The 17,405-nt window shown below is 56.8% G+C and carries 12 protein-coding genes, 1 tRNA gene and 2 rRNA genes; 8 read left to right on the forward strand and 7 right to left on the reverse strand.

What is annotated here, in order from left to right; translation table 11 throughout:
- The 3 genes from Q1K31_RS15120 to Q1K31_RS15130 form a co-directional block, all read left to right on the forward strand.
- Positions 1 to 357 (forward strand): 23S ribosomal RNA (locus tag Q1K31_RS15120); the annotation flags it as partial.
- A 123-nt stretch (positions 358 to 480) separates the two neighbouring features.
- Positions 481 to 595 (forward strand): 5S ribosomal RNA (gene rrf / locus Q1K31_RS15125).
- A gap of 183 nt (positions 596 to 778) precedes the next feature.
- Positions 779 to 855 (forward strand) — tRNA-Met (locus Q1K31_RS15130).
- A 780-nt stretch (positions 856 to 1,635) separates the two neighbouring features.
- Here Q1K31_RS15130 and Q1K31_RS15135 read toward each other — a convergent pair.
- The 3 genes from Q1K31_RS15135 to Q1K31_RS16690 all read right to left on the reverse strand — a co-directional run bounded on the left by Q1K31_RS15135 (position 1,636) and on the right by Q1K31_RS16690 (position 3,551).
- Positions 1,636 to 2,076 carry a hypothetical protein gene (locus tag Q1K31_RS15135; protein WP_300381343.1) on the reverse strand — a complete coding sequence of 147 codons (441 nt, stop codon included), beginning with the start codon at positions 2,074 to 2,076 and terminating at the stop codon, positions 1,636 to 1,638.
- Entirely contained in the window at positions 2,069 to 3,244 is a 1,176-nt protein-coding gene (locus Q1K31_RS15140) for a hypothetical protein (protein ID WP_300381346.1), read from the reverse strand. The genes Q1K31_RS15135 and Q1K31_RS15140 overlap by 8 nt, the downstream gene beginning before the upstream one ends.
- Before the next feature lie 112 nt (positions 3,245 to 3,356).
- Positions 3,357 to 3,551 carry a helix-turn-helix transcriptional regulator gene (locus Q1K31_RS16690; protein WP_367187596.1) on the reverse strand — a complete coding sequence of 65 codons (195 nt, stop codon included), beginning with the start codon at positions 3,549 to 3,551 and terminating at the stop codon, positions 3,357 to 3,359.
- A gap of 405 nt (positions 3,552 to 3,956) precedes the next feature.
- Here Q1K31_RS16690 and Q1K31_RS15145 point away from each other — a divergent pair, with 405 nt between their 5' ends.
- Positions 3,957 to 4,202 carry a hypothetical protein gene (locus Q1K31_RS15145; protein WP_300381349.1) on the forward strand — a complete coding sequence of 82 codons (246 nt, stop codon included), beginning with the start codon at positions 3,957 to 3,959 and terminating at the stop codon, positions 4,200 to 4,202.
- A 74-nt stretch (positions 4,203 to 4,276) separates the two neighbouring features.
- On the opposite strand, the gene Q1K31_RS15150 is transcribed toward Q1K31_RS15145, so the two are convergent.
- On the reverse strand, positions 4,277 to 5,098 hold the full coding sequence (locus Q1K31_RS15150; protein ID WP_300381352.1) for a hypothetical protein: 822 nt from the start codon (positions 5,096 to 5,098) through the stop codon (positions 4,277 to 4,279).
- 88 nt (positions 5,099 to 5,186) lie between these two features.
- On the opposite strand from Q1K31_RS15150, the gene Q1K31_RS15155 reads away from it, so the two are divergent.
- Complete coding sequence (locus tag Q1K31_RS15155; protein ID WP_300381361.1) at positions 5,187 to 5,696, forward strand: hypothetical protein; 510 nt, start codon at positions 5,187 to 5,189, stop codon at positions 5,694 to 5,696.
- On the opposite strand, the gene Q1K31_RS15160 is transcribed toward Q1K31_RS15155, so the two are convergent.
- Entirely contained in the window at positions 5,693 to 6,907 is a 1,215-nt protein-coding gene (locus Q1K31_RS15160; RefSeq protein ID WP_300381363.1) for a site-specific integrase, read from the reverse strand. The two genes, Q1K31_RS15155 and Q1K31_RS15160, sit on opposite strands and share 4 nt — an antisense overlap.
- A gap of 355 nt (positions 6,908 to 7,262) precedes the next feature.
- On the opposite strand from Q1K31_RS15160, the gene Q1K31_RS15165 reads away from it, so the two are divergent.
- From Q1K31_RS15165 to Q1K31_RS15175, 3 genes are all read left to right on the forward strand, one after another.
- The gene (locus tag Q1K31_RS15165; protein ID WP_300381365.1) at positions 7,263 to 8,243 is read left to right on the forward strand and encodes a nitronate monooxygenase family protein; all 981 of its coding nucleotides are present in this window, start codon (positions 7,263 to 7,265) and stop codon (positions 8,241 to 8,243) included.
- 89 nt (positions 8,244 to 8,332) lie between these two features.
- Positions 8,333 to 9,529: an acyl-CoA dehydrogenase family protein gene (locus Q1K31_RS15170; protein WP_300381366.1), complete on the forward strand. Its 1,197-nt coding sequence runs from the start codon at positions 8,333 to 8,335 to the stop codon at positions 9,527 to 9,529.
- 95 nt (positions 9,530 to 9,624) lie between these two features.
- Positions 9,625 to 11,145 (forward strand): BCCT family transporter, encoded by a 1,521-nt coding sequence (locus Q1K31_RS15175; protein WP_300381368.1) that lies wholly within the window; start codon positions 9,625 to 9,627, stop codon positions 11,143 to 11,145.
- Here the strand turns inward: Q1K31_RS15175 and Q1K31_RS15180 are convergent.
- A complete protein-coding gene (locus Q1K31_RS15180) occupies positions 11,142 to 15,500 on the reverse strand; it encodes a translocation/assembly module TamB domain-containing protein (RefSeq protein ID WP_300381370.1) in 4,359 nt (1,452 codons plus the stop codon). The two genes, Q1K31_RS15175 and Q1K31_RS15180, sit on opposite strands and share 4 nt — an antisense overlap.
- The gene (locus Q1K31_RS15185) at positions 15,500 to 17,266 is read right to left on the reverse strand and encodes an autotransporter assembly complex family protein (protein WP_300381372.1); all 1,767 of its coding nucleotides are present in this window, start codon (positions 17,264 to 17,266) and stop codon (positions 15,500 to 15,502) included. Before Q1K31_RS15185 ends, Q1K31_RS15180 begins: the two co-directional genes overlap by 1 nt.
- Between the last annotated feature and the right edge of the window lie 139 nt (positions 17,267 to 17,405).

Genomic DNA, 17,405 nt, shown 5'->3' on the forward strand with positions numbered 1-17,405 from the left:
AGCAGGTCCCAAGGGTTCGGCTGTTCGCCGATTAAAGTGGTACGTGAGCTGGGTTCAGAACGTCGTGAGACAGTTTGGTCCCTATCTGCCGTGGGTGTTGGAAACTTGAGAGGATCTGTCCTTAGTACGAGAGGACCGGGATGGACATACCTCTGGTGGACCTGTCGTGGCGCCAGCCGCGCAGCAGGGTAGCTATGTATGGACGGGATAATCGCTGAATGCATCTAAGCGAGAAACCCACCTCAAAACCAGGTTTCCCTTGAGAGCCGTTCTAGACTAGGACGTCGATAGGCTGGATGTGGAAGCGCGGCGACGCGTGGAGCTAACCAGTACTAATTGCTCGATAGGCTTGATCTTGCGAAACTTCGTGTGTGGTGGTGAACGTACCAGCATACAGGTTTTCGGATCAAAACACCGACCTACCAAGTGGTAAGTTTAGTGATACATGTTGGTCTTTGCACCATTGCCCGTTTCCGCCGACCCGGTGGTTATGGCAGGGGTTCCACACCCGATCCCATTCCGAACTCGGTCGTTAAGTCCCCTAGCGCTGATGGTACTGCATCAACAGATGTGGGAGAGTAAGTCGCTGCCGGGTCAGCCGAAACGGGCCATGTTGCAAAACCAGAAAGCTTGCAGACAAAGTCTTTTCCTCACTTCTTCCGCCTCCGGGCGGGACGTGACCGGCCGTCAATTGCCGGTGCACGACGCTGTCCGGCCCCTTGCGGCCGGATTTGTGTTTTTGGGCCGGTGATTTATAGGCTGGTCCGACAAAAGCTGACGCGGGATGGAGCAGTCCGGTAGCTCGTCAGGCTCATAACCTGAAGGTCGGTGGTTCAAATCCACCTCCCGCACCCATCAAGCCCCTGATTTCCGAAAGGAAATTGGGGGCTTTTCTTTTGCGCAAAATGTAGCGCTTCGCCGTGTCAGACCAGTGTCAGAATATAAGCTGTGGAAAGCCGCGCCGCGCGCGCGCGAGTTTCGCGCACAGGGCAACGAAATGCAGCGAAGAAATGGAAAGGAAAAAGAGCGGTTGAGATCGACCGAGGGGAAGCCCTCACTTGGGCCGACCCGCTTTCCAGTGCGAATCCGTAGCGTGATCCGATCCTATGGGCGCGACGAGAAAAGGGAATGAGCGTCGGCGAGCTTCCTGCTCCCTGTTGCTGTCCTCTCGGTGAGGGACGGAGACTGTCAATGTTTTGACGGTTCCCGGTTTCTGAGTGGGGCGAGTGGTGGAGTACGTGCCGAAACAGATATCCAGCCGGGGCCGGTTGGCCGCTGGCAGATTCCGTGAGTGGTTCCGGCTGCTTCCGATCCATTGCCACGGGGATGGGGGCGGGGGGAGGACAGTGAGCGGAGGGCGTCCATTTTTGGCGATAAACGAGACGCGCGCGCGCGCGGCGCGGCCAGGTCACACTTCGCCCCGACTATGGTTATGGGGCGGGGCGCTCAGGCTCACCAAAGACAGTCAATCTTCGTCTCCACCATCACTCACCGAACCAAACGCAGAAGATCAGGCCGTGCAAGGGCAAGCCTACCGGTCGAACGACCCTTGCACGGCCTGATCTTCCACGTTCAATTGGATCAGCAAGCGACGGCGGCTCCGAAGACAGTTCATTCGTCATCCGTAGCGGAGTGCTAATTTGAAGAGGGGAGCTTTTCGAGGAGAAAAGCAGGGCAGTCCCGGACCACAGCAATCATAGAAACGAGAGTGAGCAACTGGCCGAAGCCATCGGAGTCGGCAGGCAATGGAGCGTACCAAACTGGGTGACCTTCTTTATCAAATAGGTCGCCGCGAGCTTCCGCCTGTTGTATCGCCTGACTAAGCGTTTCTTTGAGAGCTTCCAGCCATCCGTTTGGAAGAGGCCGTCTTTTTTCTCGCACATCTTGAATGAACCCGAGTGCAGCCTCGCGATCCAATTCTCCGTCATCGAGTTCAAACTGTTCAATGCAATCATCTCCGTCGAATAGAATGTGGTCCAATACATAATCGTTGGAGATGTTGAAGGTGGTGACGGCCCACACGAACCCGCAGTGCTTTTTCACCTGCTTATCCATCTTATTTATGCGCTTAGACATGCTCCGGCTCTCCTTTCGACAATAGGCCATATTTGCGGCCAGCTTTGGCCAGTTTCTTTTTGGTCTCGCTCTTGTTCTCTGAGTATGCATCGAGCACGCCAGCGAGTTGTCTCGCTGCAAAGTCATCGAAATTCTCAGGCGATATGTTGCGTCTGGCGCCCATTGATATGACCGACCCGGCGATCTGAGCGCGGATCATGTCTTCCCAATGTGCCAATTCGATTTCTTGGATGTGCTCTTCCGGGATGTCAGTGGTTAGGCCGAATAAGTCGCCCTTTAGAGCATCATGAGCCGCGTTCCAGATGGGATGCAGCGGCCAACGTGATCGGTTGTGATCGGTCGAAGAGGGCACGACGTACCGAACATCGCGGAGCATCCCGCGGAACATACGTTGAGCGGTGCCCTCGACCTGGGCCCATGTAGCTAACTTCCAATCGTCCTTTAGATGCTTCTTGCCTGCTCGAAGCTCGATCCGCCAAATGCGGCTTTGGTCTGCGACCGAGAAATCAATCTTCGGCTTACCTTCTTTCTCGCGCTTCCAATTGAAGACTTCGAACCAAATCTGATCACGCTTCGCCATGACTTCGGCGCGCTTGTCGTAGATTTGAAGCTGCCGACCTGGCATTTTGCCGACGGTGATGGTCTCAACGCGATCCGTCCTGCCGGCTTCTAACCACTCCGTAGTGATGGCATGCTGGTTCCGTTTGAACCGATGGCCCATCACGAAATTTGCGCTGACCGGCTCAAACTGTGGAGCGAGAAAGTCCATGGCGAAGTCCACTCGAGCAATGCTGACCTCATGCCATTGAACGGTAATGCCTAGAGCTTCCAACGTGGCGATCAGACGTTGCTTAGTCTCATTCCAGCCCCTCAAGGCAATTCGGATGGACGAGACGCGAACACGGATTCCCCATGCGTCTTTCTGGGTGGTCTTCTTCTTGAACCACCAATCTTCGCCGTATTGGCCGGTGTTGCCTCTATAAGCATAACCGCCGAGCATTCCTGACGCCGCCACATTGAACTTGATCCCATTGATTTCCAGAAGGGCAGGGACTTCGGTTTGAGCAGCGCTATTTTTTGCGTGTTCGAACTTGCTGGCCACTTTGGTAGGTAGTCCGGCCTTGAATGACACTTCCAGCTTGTCGAAACCTCGATGAATTAATTCCACCAGTCACTCCAATAGAAGAATGTATTTGTAGAGGGGCGTGTTACTAAGACGCCCCTTGCGATGCTGCGCCCTCCGCAGGCTGCGGATCGGTGAGCTTTCTGATTGAGAGAAATCAGTGTGCGCGGCATGGAGCCTCCTCCATGGAACGCAGCCATCTTTCGAGACTGGCTTTCGCGTATAGAACACGCGCACCGATCTTGATGCGGGGCGGTCCTTCGCCTTGAGCGAACCAGCGCGCCAAGGTCCTCTTATCGACGCCGAGCAGCTGTGCCGCTTCGTCTCGATCTAGATATTGGTCTTCAAACACGGACAATTGCCGTCTCCTCTGTTGAGGCGGCTTGAGTCCAAATTGTCAGTATTGCTTGCCCGAGGCCGCCGATGAAAACGTACGAGCTGAAATGCTCGCGCCCCTTGGCAGGGACGGTTTACGGGTCCCAATTTCTTCGCCCGAAGGGCGCGTCGTACCGAGAACACCGCTCAGGTAGTGGATAAGCTACCCTCGACAGCCAATGCACACTTATGAAGTGATGCAGTACTAAGAGATGCGTAAATTTAGCTCCCAGTCAACTAGAAACCTATGCATTGAGCCTAATTGTCGTTCCGTGGCTTCGAGTGTCGGGTCTTGTCACGCAGAAATGCGAAGGGGCGGCCTGTAAAATATGGGCGAAAGCACTCACCTTAGAGAAACGGTGCAATCAGCAGAGCGAGCTATATGATGTCACACACACCTTTCATTGAAACAGATCGATTCAAAACGATAGCCGAAAGGGTTGCACAAGAGCTTCAGCGCCAGCTCAAATCTGATTACGGGGATTGGGACGAACTACACTCAAAGCAATTCGGTATCGACATCAATCCGGCCGTCGTCTCTACGCTGATAGACGAACTTCAATTATACTATGATGCCTACGTCGAGTGGCGCGACTACGCCGAAAACCTGAAGAAGCGACAGCGTTGAGCCTACTAGTTTGTCTGCAATGCTCTGAGGGTTCCGTCCGCCGCACCGCTGTCGCGGACGGACGGACGAAGCCCTCAGATCCTTGAGACGTCGTAAGTCCCTTGATTCATGATGAACTTCAGACTCCCGTCTCTTCGCGTAGTTAACACCCGCCGTTGATTAGATTCCCAGTTCACGATACCGCCTTGTGCGCGTTGGAAATACCAGCTGCTCGTTTCTTGGGTCTGATACCCTTTAGCTTTGTCCGAAATCACGATGAATCGCGGCTTGCAATAATTGAACACCTCTTCGCAGCAACCGCTCTCCCTGCCGTGGTGCGAAGCAAAAAACACATCAATGCCAGCCAACGTTTCGCGAAAGTTCTGACTTCTTAGTAGCGCTCGCCATCCAGCTTGCTCAAGATCGCCTGTAAATAGAAAGTTCACTCCTGCAGCTCTGACAGACACTGCCATGCTGAGGTTGTTCTCATCATCGAACTCTACTGGCGAATTGGCGAAAGCCGTGAAATGACAGTCATTTAGTCCGATGTCGTTCGAGCTCCTGAGGCCGTTGTTCATCCAATTCTTTGCTGTTTGGACGAGAAAGCGGATCCCATTTCCCATACCATCTGCAGTTTTCAGTTTTTCGATAGCGGCGGGCGAGACCTGCATATTTCTGAAGAGAGTGGCGACATTTGTATTTCGAAAGAGATTCTCGATTCCGCTGACGTGGTCTTCGTCGTAATTGGTAACGAAGAGAGCGGCCAGGTCGGTGATGCCCGCGAGTCGGCAGTATGAGCCTGGATACCAATTAGTGGAACTATTGTGGCCGCAATCAATCATTGCGTGATTACCCATGCCGTCTGACAAAAGCGCGCAAGCGCCGTGTTCGACATTAAACACTCTTAGCTCTGGCATTCGTTCTCACCTCTATGAAATTCTCATACCAGTGGATATTGGTATCGGATGATTGCTATGCAAGCTATGGTTGAGCGCGAGGATGACTATGAATGAGTTTCTGAAGCAGATTTCGTCTTACAACTTATTCAACTACTTGTTTCCAGGAGCGATTTTCTGCCTGCTAGCCGATAATTTTTTCCACCACAAACTAATTTTAGAGGACCTCTTCGCGGCGTTTTTCTTTTACTATTTTATTGGTCTCGTAATCAGCCGAGTCGGGTCTGTATTGTTAGAACCCGTGCTGCGCGGTTTGGGATTTGTCCCAACCAATGATTACTCAGCTTTCGTTCAAACAAATACGGCCGATGAGAAGTTGGATGTCTTGTCTGAAGCTAATAACGTCTATCGGACAATGATCGCGCTACCTATATGCTTGGCCATCTATCAAGGCGGGTATGTCCTAGCGACCTCTCTGAGTATGCCTCTTTCTATTAGAGGCGCGTTTTTTCTCGTCGCGCTTCTACTCCTATTTTTGGCTTCGTATCGAAAGCAGAACGCCTATATCAGTAAGCGGATCGAGGCGCACAACTGTGTTAGTGGTACAAAAGATGGCTAGTCGATATCGACCGGTTGCCCTAGGGCGAAGTCAATTTGGGACACTGCATCGAACAATGCGCTATCAACTAGGTGAGCGTAACGCGCGGTAGTCTGCGTCTGCGAATGTCCTAAAAGCGCTCCAATAATTGGCAATGATTGTCCTTTAGAAACCGCGACGCTTGCAAAGGTGTGCCTGAGGTCATGTAAGCGTACATCGAACAACTCTGCAGCCTTAGTGACTGCAGCCCATGTCTTCTTTACGTCAGTGAGCGATTTTCCGGTCCCCCCTGGGAAGACATAGTTGGTCGTTGCCGTCTTTTTTCGAGCTCTCAGAATTTGCGATGCTGATGATGAAATTGGCGTGCGATGCAGCTTCCGCTGTTTGGTGGTCGCGGCGGGCTTAGTCCAGACCTTGAGCGAGTCATCAAATTGGTCCCACTGCGCATTCAATGCTTCTCCCCGTCGACACCCTGTAAACAACATGAATTTGATTGCTTCAGCCGACGATCTTTGAGGATGCCGGTCGAGTGCTGTGATTAGTCGGGTAATCTCTGACGCCGTTAGATATCGTTCCCTCATCGATTCGACATTGCGTTCGATACCCGCCGCGGGATTACCTTTGACCCACCCCCACTTGATAGCGAGATTGAAGTTTCGACGGAGGACTTCGATCACGCGGTTCGCACGGGTTGGCCGATCTTTCGTGATCTTACGATGTAGTGCCTCGCAATCATTAAAGGTAACGTCCGATACCTTCTTCTTACCCAGCGCAGGCAAGATGAGCTTTTCGAACATCGACTTTTGGTCTTTCCCACTGCGCTCTGCGAGCTTCGGCAGGTATTCCTTTTCGTATCGTATCCACATGTCTTCGACCGTGGGCGCTCTATGGTCGGCCTGTTTACGCTCTAGGGGATCAATGCCCTGGGCGACTTCCAGCTTGAATTGTTCGCATTGCTTTCGAGCGGCGAGGACTGTGAAAGTCGGGTGCTTGCCAATTGTGATGCGTCGCTCGCGACCTTTGAAAGAATAGTTCAGCACGAAGGCGATGCTGCCCTTTGCGGTGATCCTAACACCGAACCCGGTCAAGCGATCATCAAACAAGACTCGATTGCCATAGGCGGGCGGCTCCAAAGAGCGGACAAGCCGATCAGTGATACGGACGGTGCTTCGCCGTGTCAGACCAGTGTCAGAGCTTTCCGCTGTACGCGATGCAATCTGCTGACTTTCCATGTCACTCAATGTCCTGAATTATCTTAGAAATTACAGGGTAGTATGAGTTTTTCCGCTTAATAATCAACCCCTTGGGGTGAGGTCATTCTACTTCTCATAACCTGAAGGTCGGTGGTTCAAATCCACCTCCCGCACCCAATTAGGCCCCTGATTTCCTTGCCGGAAATCAGGGGCTTTTTTTGTTTTGAGGGTCAGGTTTCGCATAGGCGTCTGACCGGCGTAGTGGTGCATGGCGACGGTCATAAAGCGTATTGTCTTGTCCCAACGGGAACCTGAGACAACAGGTCCATTCAGACTAGTCTATGGCACTCATGTCCATTGACGTTAGAGGGATGGCCTCAGGAGGAGACAGAACATGGCGATCAAGACGCGGTTTACCGAAACGTTTGGTGTCCAGCACCCCATCGCGCAGGGCGGGATGCAGTGGGTTGGATATGCGGAGATGGTCGCGCCAGTCGCGAATGCGGGCGCTCTCGGTTTCCTCACGGCCCTGACGCAGCCAACCCCGGAAGACCTCGCGAAGGAAATCGCCCGCACAAAGGAGATGACGGACAAGCCCTTCGGCGTGAACCTGACGATCCTGCCTGCTATCAAGCCGCCCCCCTATGCTGAATATCGTGACGCCATCATTGAAGGCGGCATCAAGATCGTGGAAACGGCAGGCTACAAGCCACAGGAACATGTCGATCACTTCAAAGAACATGGCATCAAGGTCATTCACAAGTGCACGGCCGTGCGCCACGCGCTCTCGGCAGAGCGAATGGGGGTCGATGCGATCTCGATTGATGGTTTTGAATGTGCCGGCCACCCGGGAGAGGACGATATTCCCGGCCTGGTGCTGATCCCGGCCGCTGCCAACAAGGTGAAGATTCCAATGCTTGCCAGCGGTGGCTTTGCAGATGGCCGCGGCCTGATTGCCGCGCTGGCGCTCGGAGCGGATGGTATCAATATGGGCACGCGTTTCTGCGTCACCAAGGAAGCGCCGATCCACGACAACTTCAAGCGTCAGATGGTCGAGAATGATGAACGTGCCACGGAACTGATTTTCCGGACACTTCACAACACGGCACGCGTCATGAAGAATGCCGTGAGTACCGAAGTTGTCGACATCGAGCGCAAGGGCGGGGCGGAATTCTCCGACATCCAGCACCTCGTGGCCGGGGCCCGTGGGCGTGAAGCGATGGCCGAAGGCAATACGGATGGCGGAATCTGGTCAGCCGGTACTGTGCAGGGGCTGATTAATGACGTTCCGAGTGTACGTGAGCTCGTTGATGGCATCATGGCGGATGCCGAGGCGATCATTGACTCGCGGCTGGCCGGCATGCGGAGCACATGAACCCTGAAGATATCGGTGCAGGCTGGCTAAGTGTGCTACCCTCTCCCAAAAGGTGAGCCCGGTTGACCGGCCAAAGAGGGAGAGCGCGCATGGCTGTAAAGGCAGGAGACGCACAAACAGAAAACAGCACAGATCTGCTCGATCTGGCCGGACAGTACGGGCCTGAGCTTGCGCGGCGGGCACAGGAAATTGAGAAGGCCCGTAAGCTGCCGCAGGATCTGGCTGAACGTTTGTCCGCCGATGGCTTTTACGCCATGTGCAACCCGCCAGAATATGGCGGACGCGGGGAAAGCCCGCTGACTTATGTGCGTGCTGTCGAGGCTCTGGCCCGTGCAGATGCGTCGGCGGGCTGGTGCACATTCATCGCGACGACAGCCGCTTACGGCATGGCATTCAAAAAATCTGCTGCGGTGCAGACCCTGCTGAATGCGCCAGGCGTGATCACGGCGGGCATTTTTGCGCCGATGGGGCGCGCAGCGGCGCACGATCGCGCAGGCGTGAAGGGATACCGTATCAATGGACGCTGGGCATGGGGCTCTGGCTCGCAGAATGCCCACTGGGTCAGCGCTGGTTGTTTCATCAGCGATGCTTCAGGCAAGATCATTCCTGACGATGATGGCAAACCACAGCATATCTCACCGATCCTTGCCGCCAGCGATATAACGTTCATTGATACCTGGACGGTCTCCGGGTTGCAGGGCACTGGCTCGACAGACTTTCAGGTCACCGATGTCTTCGTTCCTGAAGAACGTTGTGTGCAAGGCTTTGGCAGCGCACGCGCCGACATGCCAATTTTCCGGTTTCCGGCTTTTGGCCTGCTGGGCGCAGGGATCGCGGCCGTTGCGCTAGGCACCGCGCGGGGCGCGCTTGATGACATTTATGACCTCGCGGTGGACAAGGTTCCGGCCGGGACCACCAGTGCGCTTGCGGCCAAATCCTCAACACACAGGGATATCGCGCGCGCCGAGGCTGCCGTGAGACAGGGCAGGGCCTTCTTCCTTGAAGCGGTTGAGGCCGCATGGGTCGCTGCCAAGGACGGTGATGTACCGATCGCACTGAAGCGCGATTTGCGGCTTGCAACAACGAGCGCCGTGGACGCCGCCAAAACCAGTGTTGATCTCGTCTATGAGCTGGCAGGCGGTACAGCGGTTTACAGGACCTCGCCGATCCAGCGGCGCTTTCGCGATGTCCATGTCGCGACGCAGCACATGATGGTGAAACAGGCGACATACGAACTGGCCGGCCGTCTCTTCCTCGCGCAACCGACAGATACGTCCCAGCTCTAGGCTCTCTCGCCGGAACCCTGCGCAGTTCCCCGGCATTGAACCTTGGTGATGTTGTTTTCAGACATGGCCAGACGATGAACCCGGACAGCCGAAGCGTGCGAACCTGGAAGGCTGTAACCGCCAATATGAATCCGCCTGTATTTATCGGAGCGGGCCTGGTGGTGATCGGCTTTTGTATATTCGGGGCAGGGTTCACCAATACCGCCGAGGCGCTCTTCCAGCAGGTGCAGACGAGCATCGCGCGTTATTTTGGCTGGTATTATGTGCTGCTGGTCACGGTTGTCCTGCTTTTCTCTTTCTGGCTGGGGTTTTCGCGGGTTGGGCAAATCCGTATCGGTGGTGCAGATGCCAGGCCCGAATTCCGCCGCACGAGCTGGCTTGCCATGCTCTTTACCGCGGGCATGGGGATCGGTCTTGTCTTCTGGTCGGTTGCCGAACCGCTCACGCACTTCGATGCACCGCGTCAGGCCGCTTCACAATCAGATGCCGCCATACGCGAAGCGATGCGACTCTCCTTCTTCCACTGGGGGCTACATGCGTGGGCACTTTACACCGTGCTTGCCCTGGCCATCGCTTATTTCCATTTCAACCGTGGGCTTCCGCTTGCGCCGCGGTCCTTGCTCTATCCCTTCCTGGGAGAGCGGATACATGGCTGGACCGGCCATGTCATAGATATTCTCTGCACGGTCGGAACGCTGCTCGGTGTGGCGACATCGCTGGGCCTCGGCGCCCAGCAGATCAATGCCGGACTCGACAAGCTGGCGGGGCTCGCTTTGTCGACAGGGGTGCAGCTAAGCCTGATTGCCCTGATTACCCTGGTTGCCACGATTTCCGTGGCTGCGGGCGTGAATAAGGGTATCCGTCGGCTCAGCCGCCTTAACGCATTTCTGGCCATCGCGCTGACAGCCTTCGTCCTGTTTGCAGGTCCGGTTGTCTATCTGTTGCAGACCTTCGTGACAGCTCTTGGCGGGTATCTTCAGAGCCTTCCCTCAATGAGCCTTTATGTGAACCTGGATCCGGAAGACAACTGGCAGGCCGACTGGACCCTGTTCTACTGGGGCTGGTGGATATCCTGGTCGCCCTTCGTGGCGATTTTCGTGGCGCGTGTGTCTCATGGGCGGACGGTTCGCGACTTCGTGTTTTCAGTCCTGTTCTTCCCCGCCTTGGTCACATTCCTCTGGCTGTCGATCTTTGGCGGCGCAGGACTGTTCATGGAGCACAGAGGAGAGGCGGCACTCCTGCCTGAAGTTGTCGAAACCCCGGCCATCGCCCTGCATGAATTGCTCGAGGGCTACCCATTCACGCTCATTGCCCAGACGGCGGCGACCCTGCTTATCACGATATTCTTCATCACCTCGTCGGACTCCGGCTCGCTGGTGGACGATATCGTTACATCTGGCGGACGCCTGCATCCGCCTAGGTGGCAGCGTATTTTCTGGGCGACATCCGAAGGGCTGGCCGCGATGACACTCCTTGTCGTGGGCGGGCTGCAAGCCATGCGGAATGCTTCGATATCCCTTGGGCTGCCGATGTCGTTTGTCCTGATCCTGGCTATGGCAAGCCTTGTGAGGTGCCTGCCACGGGACCCGCAGATCACGCGACCCACTGCCCTTTAATCCGTCTCGTCCGGCAGAGGCGCAGTGTCGTCAGGAACGGCTGTATCGGAGGCAGTGCCGAAGGAGTCATCTTCCTCGTCTGCCTCCACATCGGGAAGCCCCGGATCGGCGTCTGGCTGGGCATCACGCAAACCGGTCTTCTCATTGGATTTCTTGCCGGAGATCCCGGGGAAGGCCCCATCGTCGAAATCCCGCTTCCACTGGACAGAAAGCTGTTGCCCCTGTTCAGCGTCGCCGGTGGCCGCTTCGACCTCGATATTGTTGATAGGCTCCCACTCGATGGCAACGCCAGCGCTGCCGGAGGCCCCGGACCGGACTTCGAGATAGACATTTTCGGTCAGGTACTTGCCGCTTGTGACCTGGGTGCCACCATCTGCATCAGAACCAATATCAAATGTGTCGAGTCCAAGGGCTGTTTCGATCCCGCCAAGCAGGTTGAACCCGCCGCCACCGCCTGAGAGCTGTGCCAGTGCGGCTGCCAGGCGAGCAGCCTCAAGTCCGCTCAGCTGTGTTGGGGAGCGCCCGAAAAGAACGCGCGAAAGAACCTCGTCTTCCGGCAGTGCCGGCTCCGAAGTGAGGACGACTTCAGGGCTATTCAGCGTGCCCACTACGTTGAGGATTGCGAGGATGTCGTCTTTTGTTTCGTGCGTGGCTGATACATCAAGGCGGGATTGCTCCATGTCAGGCACAAGCCGGACCGAGCTTTCAGCGAATTCGAAACGCTTGCCGATAAAGTCAAAACGCCCGCGAACGATACTGGCCTGGCCGATAATGACAGGCTTGCCGATCGAGCCGGTAATGTCGGCATCAAGGGCAAGTTCGGCGTTTACGCCTCGCCCGTCGAGATCGATCTGGCCTGGGGCATCCAGGGTGATGTCGAGGCGGGTTGCGGCTTCTTCCTCTTCAACCTCTTCCTCGTCTTCTTCTATGGGCTCTTCAAAAGATACGTCCAGCGTGGGTGGGCCGCCGCCGCCCTGGATATTTGCAAGATTGATCTGGCCTTCATCGACAGTGAGATTGCCTATGATCTCTAGCAGTTCGGGCTGCTGTCTGACCTGCATGGCCCCGCTGATCGTGGCGCTTCCTTCACGCCTTTCAACGGCTACGAGGCTGTCGGCCTCGATCTCGACATTGCTTTGCGCAGAGCCATCAATGGCCATGGTGCCGTTGCCTGACAGGGTGCCACCTGAGCGCCCCACTGCGTTGAAACTCTGAAGGTTGACGGTGCCGCCACCCAGTCGTGCGTCAGCGTTGATCTTGTGAAGGACCATGCCGAGTTCGCCATGTTCGAACTCACCTTCAGAATACAGGAAGGTGCCTTCAAAGCTCTCATTGAGCTGGGGCAGGCGGCCCGACATATCGACATCAACAATACCCTTCAGGACCATTTGCGGAGGCACGAACAGCGCTGCGACGGCCTCGATCTGACCGTCGATTTCTGCCGAGAAGGGGATTTCTGCGCCCTCCTGAGGCTGGATAAAGGGCAGGTCAGTATATGTGTTGACCGGAACTTCTGTATCCAGTCTTGCCTCGAGCGCTTCATTGTCAAGGGCGCGAACCGTTAGGTCCAGTATGTCTGGCCTCAGGTCGCCATCTATGAAGAGGTCGACCGGGGCAAGGTCAGACCCGGGCCGGGCGATGGACTTCAGTTCCGCCTTCACAGGCCCCGCCAGACCGGTACCTGATTCCTGCAAGTCGACATTGATGTCCAGCGCGCCATCGAGACCCGGGCGGCCTGCCAGGACCAGGGCAGGCGCAATGGCCAGTCCCTGGCCGTTGACCTGTATCGAGGTTTGCCCGCGCGTGGTGATGGCGGGCTCCAGTGTGCCGCCGAGTGTGGCAAACCGGGCCGAGGCATCGAACCCGTCATCATGAGTCGTATAGCGGATAGGCTCCTGTGTGGTCAGGCCAAGGTCGCCGACCAGCAGGGAGAGCGAGGCTGTGAGATCAAGAGGCCCGCCACTGAGGCCAGTGATGTTACCATCCATGTCGAGGCCGGTTTCATAACTCAGTTCGTTGAGCTCGGTCCGCCCGTCCATGTCGATCACAAAGTTGATGTTTTCCGGCGTACCATTGGCCCGGAGCACAAGAGCATCAGCACGGGTCGGTCCGAGCGTAAGCGTCTCCAGGGTTGCATCGAGGATGAGTGTTTCGCCATCAATGCTTGCATCGGCTTCAACGCCCTGAGCGGGGAGGCCATCAGGCAGGTTGCCGGCTACGGTCAGGTCACCGCGAATGGCACCGATCTCGCCGCCATTGCCGCTGAGGCTCGCCTCGGCGATAAGGTCACCCCATTCGCCCTGGAAGGAATTGACCTGCCACTGGCTGCCATTGAGCGAAACATCCGTATCAACAGCCAGAGGGCCATTCGATGTACCTGCATCAAGATTGGCAACGGCATTCAGGGCCCCCTCTGCATAGCGCCCGTCTGCGGACAGGGAGACGTCACTGAACGTCATGCTGTCGCTTGATAAGGAGGGCGCGTTGATGGTCGTGTCGAAGTTGAGATCATCCAGCGCCCCGCTGACACGGGCGCGTCCATCCAGCCCTGAAAGGGCATACCCGCCGACACTCGCTTCGCCTGCACTCAGATCCGCATTGAGTGTGACCTGCTGGTCACTGGAAATCTGCCCCTGACCGGTCAGCAGCAATGAGCCGGATTGCGCCCGGAATGAATTGAGTTTGACAGCGCCGTCCCCGCGCAGGCGGCCATCCGTTGAGACAATGGCCGTCCCATCACTCCAGTCGCTGAGCGGGGCAGGTAGCTCGCCATAATTACGTGCAGTTGTATTCAAGCTGAAACGTGTGTCGCCGTTCGCGCCTCTATCCGCCTCGAACTGGCCATCAAGATTGACCGGCCGGGCAAGTTGCGCCTTTGCGCCATCAAGCTGGAAACTACCGGAGAGGTTGGCGCTCAGGCTGGGCTGAAGGCGCACAGTGCCGGCTGCGTTTACACGTCCGGCTTGCCCGCGAACGAGGCTCTGGCGCAAGGACAGCGTGCCGGAATCGAGCGCATATTCAGCATCAAGCTGTACCACCGGCTCTGAGCCGGCAATGTCACCCGTCATGCCCGGAAGCTTCGCGCCGCGCCCTGTCAGGGTCGTGCGCACGGATGCAGTCGGGGCATCATACACAGCCACCAGCGGGCCGGCCACGGCATCTGCACGGAATGAGGGCACATCCACACCGCTTGCCTCAACATCGCCATCGAAGCGCGCTGCGCCCTGGTCGTAAACGAGATTACCATCCAGAATGGCCTGCGAGACCGAGATATTGTCTGCATTTGCGTAGCGGGCAGGATTGTCGGCAACCAGACGAATATCGGCGCTGTAAGCTCCTGTCTCCTGCTGGCTGGCCTCGGCATCGAGCTGCAAACCGTCGGCATTGGCCGTCACTTCCAGCAGGCGTTGCTCGTCTTCATCGCTGAGAACACGGCCATTGATGGTGATTGTATCCCCCAGCGTGTCAGCGATAGAGGCGCTCAACGGGTGCAGGCCGGGATGGGCTTCAATCTCGAAGCCGAGGACATCATTTTCTGTATTCGCATTGACCTGCACGACAGATTCTTCGCTGATCAGGACATTGGCGTCAGCCGCCCATTCTTCCAGCGTGCCGCCAGCTTCGAGCGTGGCTGAGAGGGACTGTCCCTCTTCAAGCTGTGCCAGGGAGGCGAACAGGCCGCCCGCCGGGCCGTCGAGATCCAGATTGCCACGTACACGCAGGTCTTCAGACCATGTCAGGTCAGCGCCGAGCCGGTCTCCTTCACCGTCGAGCGGAAGAACGGAGAGTTCGGTGCGCCCCCCATCCTGCCCGACGAGGCCCTGCGCATTGATTTCAAGACTGAGCGCACGCGGCAGCAGGCCCTCATCCGTGCGCAATTCACCGATACGCAGCCGGTCGAGCTTGCCCGCCCGGAGCGGCATGGAGCCGCCACTCTCGTCCTGTGGCGGCTTTTCACCTGCCGAGACAATGTTGGGCTGTCGCTGGACGTGGATAAGGTCTGCCTCGAATGCCTCGACCCAGATCGAGCGCTTGCGCAGGGCAAGCGGCTTCCAGTCCATCAGCACGTTTTCCGCCACGAGCCAGATGCCTTGATCGTCTGCCACGGTGAGACGTTCGATGCGGAACGTGCCGAGCAGGTCACCGTCCAGGCCCTCGACCTCGATCTCCTGGCCAGAAGGATCGGCAGCCTCGATACGTGTCTCAACGAAATTCCGGCCAATGCTGGATTGTGCCGCAAAGCGAAGCACCAGTAGCAGGACCAGGACGAGTCCCAGCAGCACGCCCAGCCCGATCAAACTCCATTTCAGGATCGGGCGGCGTTTCGTTCGGGGCTGTGCAGTTTGCTCACTCATTAAAAGGCCTGTCCAATGGATATGTAAATCTGGACGGGATCGTCAAAATCGGTTGGGTTCAGCGGCGTCGCGACGTCAAAGCGGATGGGCCCGGCTGGCGTTGTGTAGCGCACACCTATACCGGCACCATAGCGGGCATCCTGGAAGTTTGAGAACTCATCGGTCGATACGCTGCCCGCATCAAGGAAGGCGACAATGCCAATGTTCGGGCGGATCCTGTAGCGTCCCTCGATGGAGGCTTCGACAACGGATTTGCCGCCGAGTGGAGTACCGTCATCAGAACGCGGGCCGATAGCCTGGTAGGCATAACCACGCACACTGCCCCCACCGCCAGAATAGAAGCGGTCATCCACGGGCACGTTGGCGGCTTCTGTTCCGAGAACCGCCCCGGCTTTCAGGCGTCCGGCAAGAACGAAGCGGCGCTCTTCGTCAAATGGCACGTATCCGCTGATCTGGCCGACGGAACGGACATAAGGGTTGGCTTCATCCCCGAAAGCGTAGGTCGGCTCCACGCGTCCGTTGATGCGAAAGCCCTTTCGCGGATCGAGAAGACTGTCTGTCTTGTCGAGGCGGCCATCCGCAAAGACGGATACGATCTGGAGATCGCGCTCACCGAATTCATCCTCTTCCCGGCCAATCTCGGCGTTCACGCCATATGAATAGGTGAACTCCGGGCTCTTGATGACCTCGAAAGCGGCGCCCAGTGTGACGGCCTGGCGGTCATAGGCGTCAGTCGTCTCGTCAATCAGGCCGGCATTGAGGACAAGTCCGCGCCCGTAGCCGAATTCATTCGGGCGGCGCCATGTAACATCGAGGGAGCGCTCGAGTTCGGCCACAGTGAGTTCGGTCGTCAGCGTATCGCCCCGTCCGCTTAGGTTACGGCGGACAAACTCGGCATTAACACCAAAGCCCTCCGCGGTTGAGTAACTTGCCCCCAGTCCGATTGTGTTTCGTTCGCGCTCGGTAAGCTTGACGACCACATCACGGATTTCGAGCCCGGAATCGGTCGTGCCGGAAGGTTCATCTGCCAGCGTTGCACGCGCCACACGGAACAGGCGCGTTTCGACAAGCCGTGAATTCAGGCTGGCCAGTGCGTCGGGCGTGTAGGTTTCGCCTGCCTCATAAGGGATCAGACGGCGCAGATAACTGGGCTTTGTGGCCGCGTTGTCTGTGGGAAAGACGGTTTCGCCAAATGCCACGCGTGGTCCGGCATGCACGCCATAACGGACCTGTATGGTTTCAGCATCGCGGTCACCAACTACGCGTTTGTCGTGTACTTCAGCGTAAGGGTACCCATCTTCGCGAAGGCGGCTCACGATCCAGCGTTCAGCGTCGATGACCTGTGAGGGAATGGCGGGCTGGCCCTGTTTAACGGGCAATTCGCTTCGGATTCTGGAAGCGGTATCTTCCACGGGAGGCGCACCGGTGAATGTGACCGCGACCCGGCCAAGTGCAAAGCGTGGTCCCGGATCGACCCGGAGGATAGCTTCCGGTGGCTCGGTATCTTCAATGCTCAGGTCGATTTCCGGGTCATAGTGACCGATACTATTAAGTGCCGCGCGCGCGCTCTTGGCTGCGCGGCGTCCCTGACGGCGGACTTCGAGCACGGTCTTGGCGTCTGCCTCATCAGGCATGGCGCCGCGGACCGTGTCTTCGGTTTCTTCCGTGACGTAATCACCCTTGAATTCAACACTGACGTCGCCCCAACCGGGCAAAGCGGTCATGACAGCCGCTGCAGCCAGAATGATTGTCTTACGTATCGTCATTGAACTCGAGCTGTGCTGACAGAGTACATAAAAGCTGACGCAAACCTGGTCAGCCAGTAGGCACAAACTCGCTCCTCTGCTTCACCCCTACATATAGAATATAATGCTGTTCTGGCCATTACGTTGCGTCCATGATCTG

The organism is Henriciella sp. (assembly GCF_029936995.1).
In the GTDB taxonomy this organism is placed as follows: Bacteria; Pseudomonadota; Alphaproteobacteria; order Caulobacterales; family Hyphomonadaceae; genus Henriciella.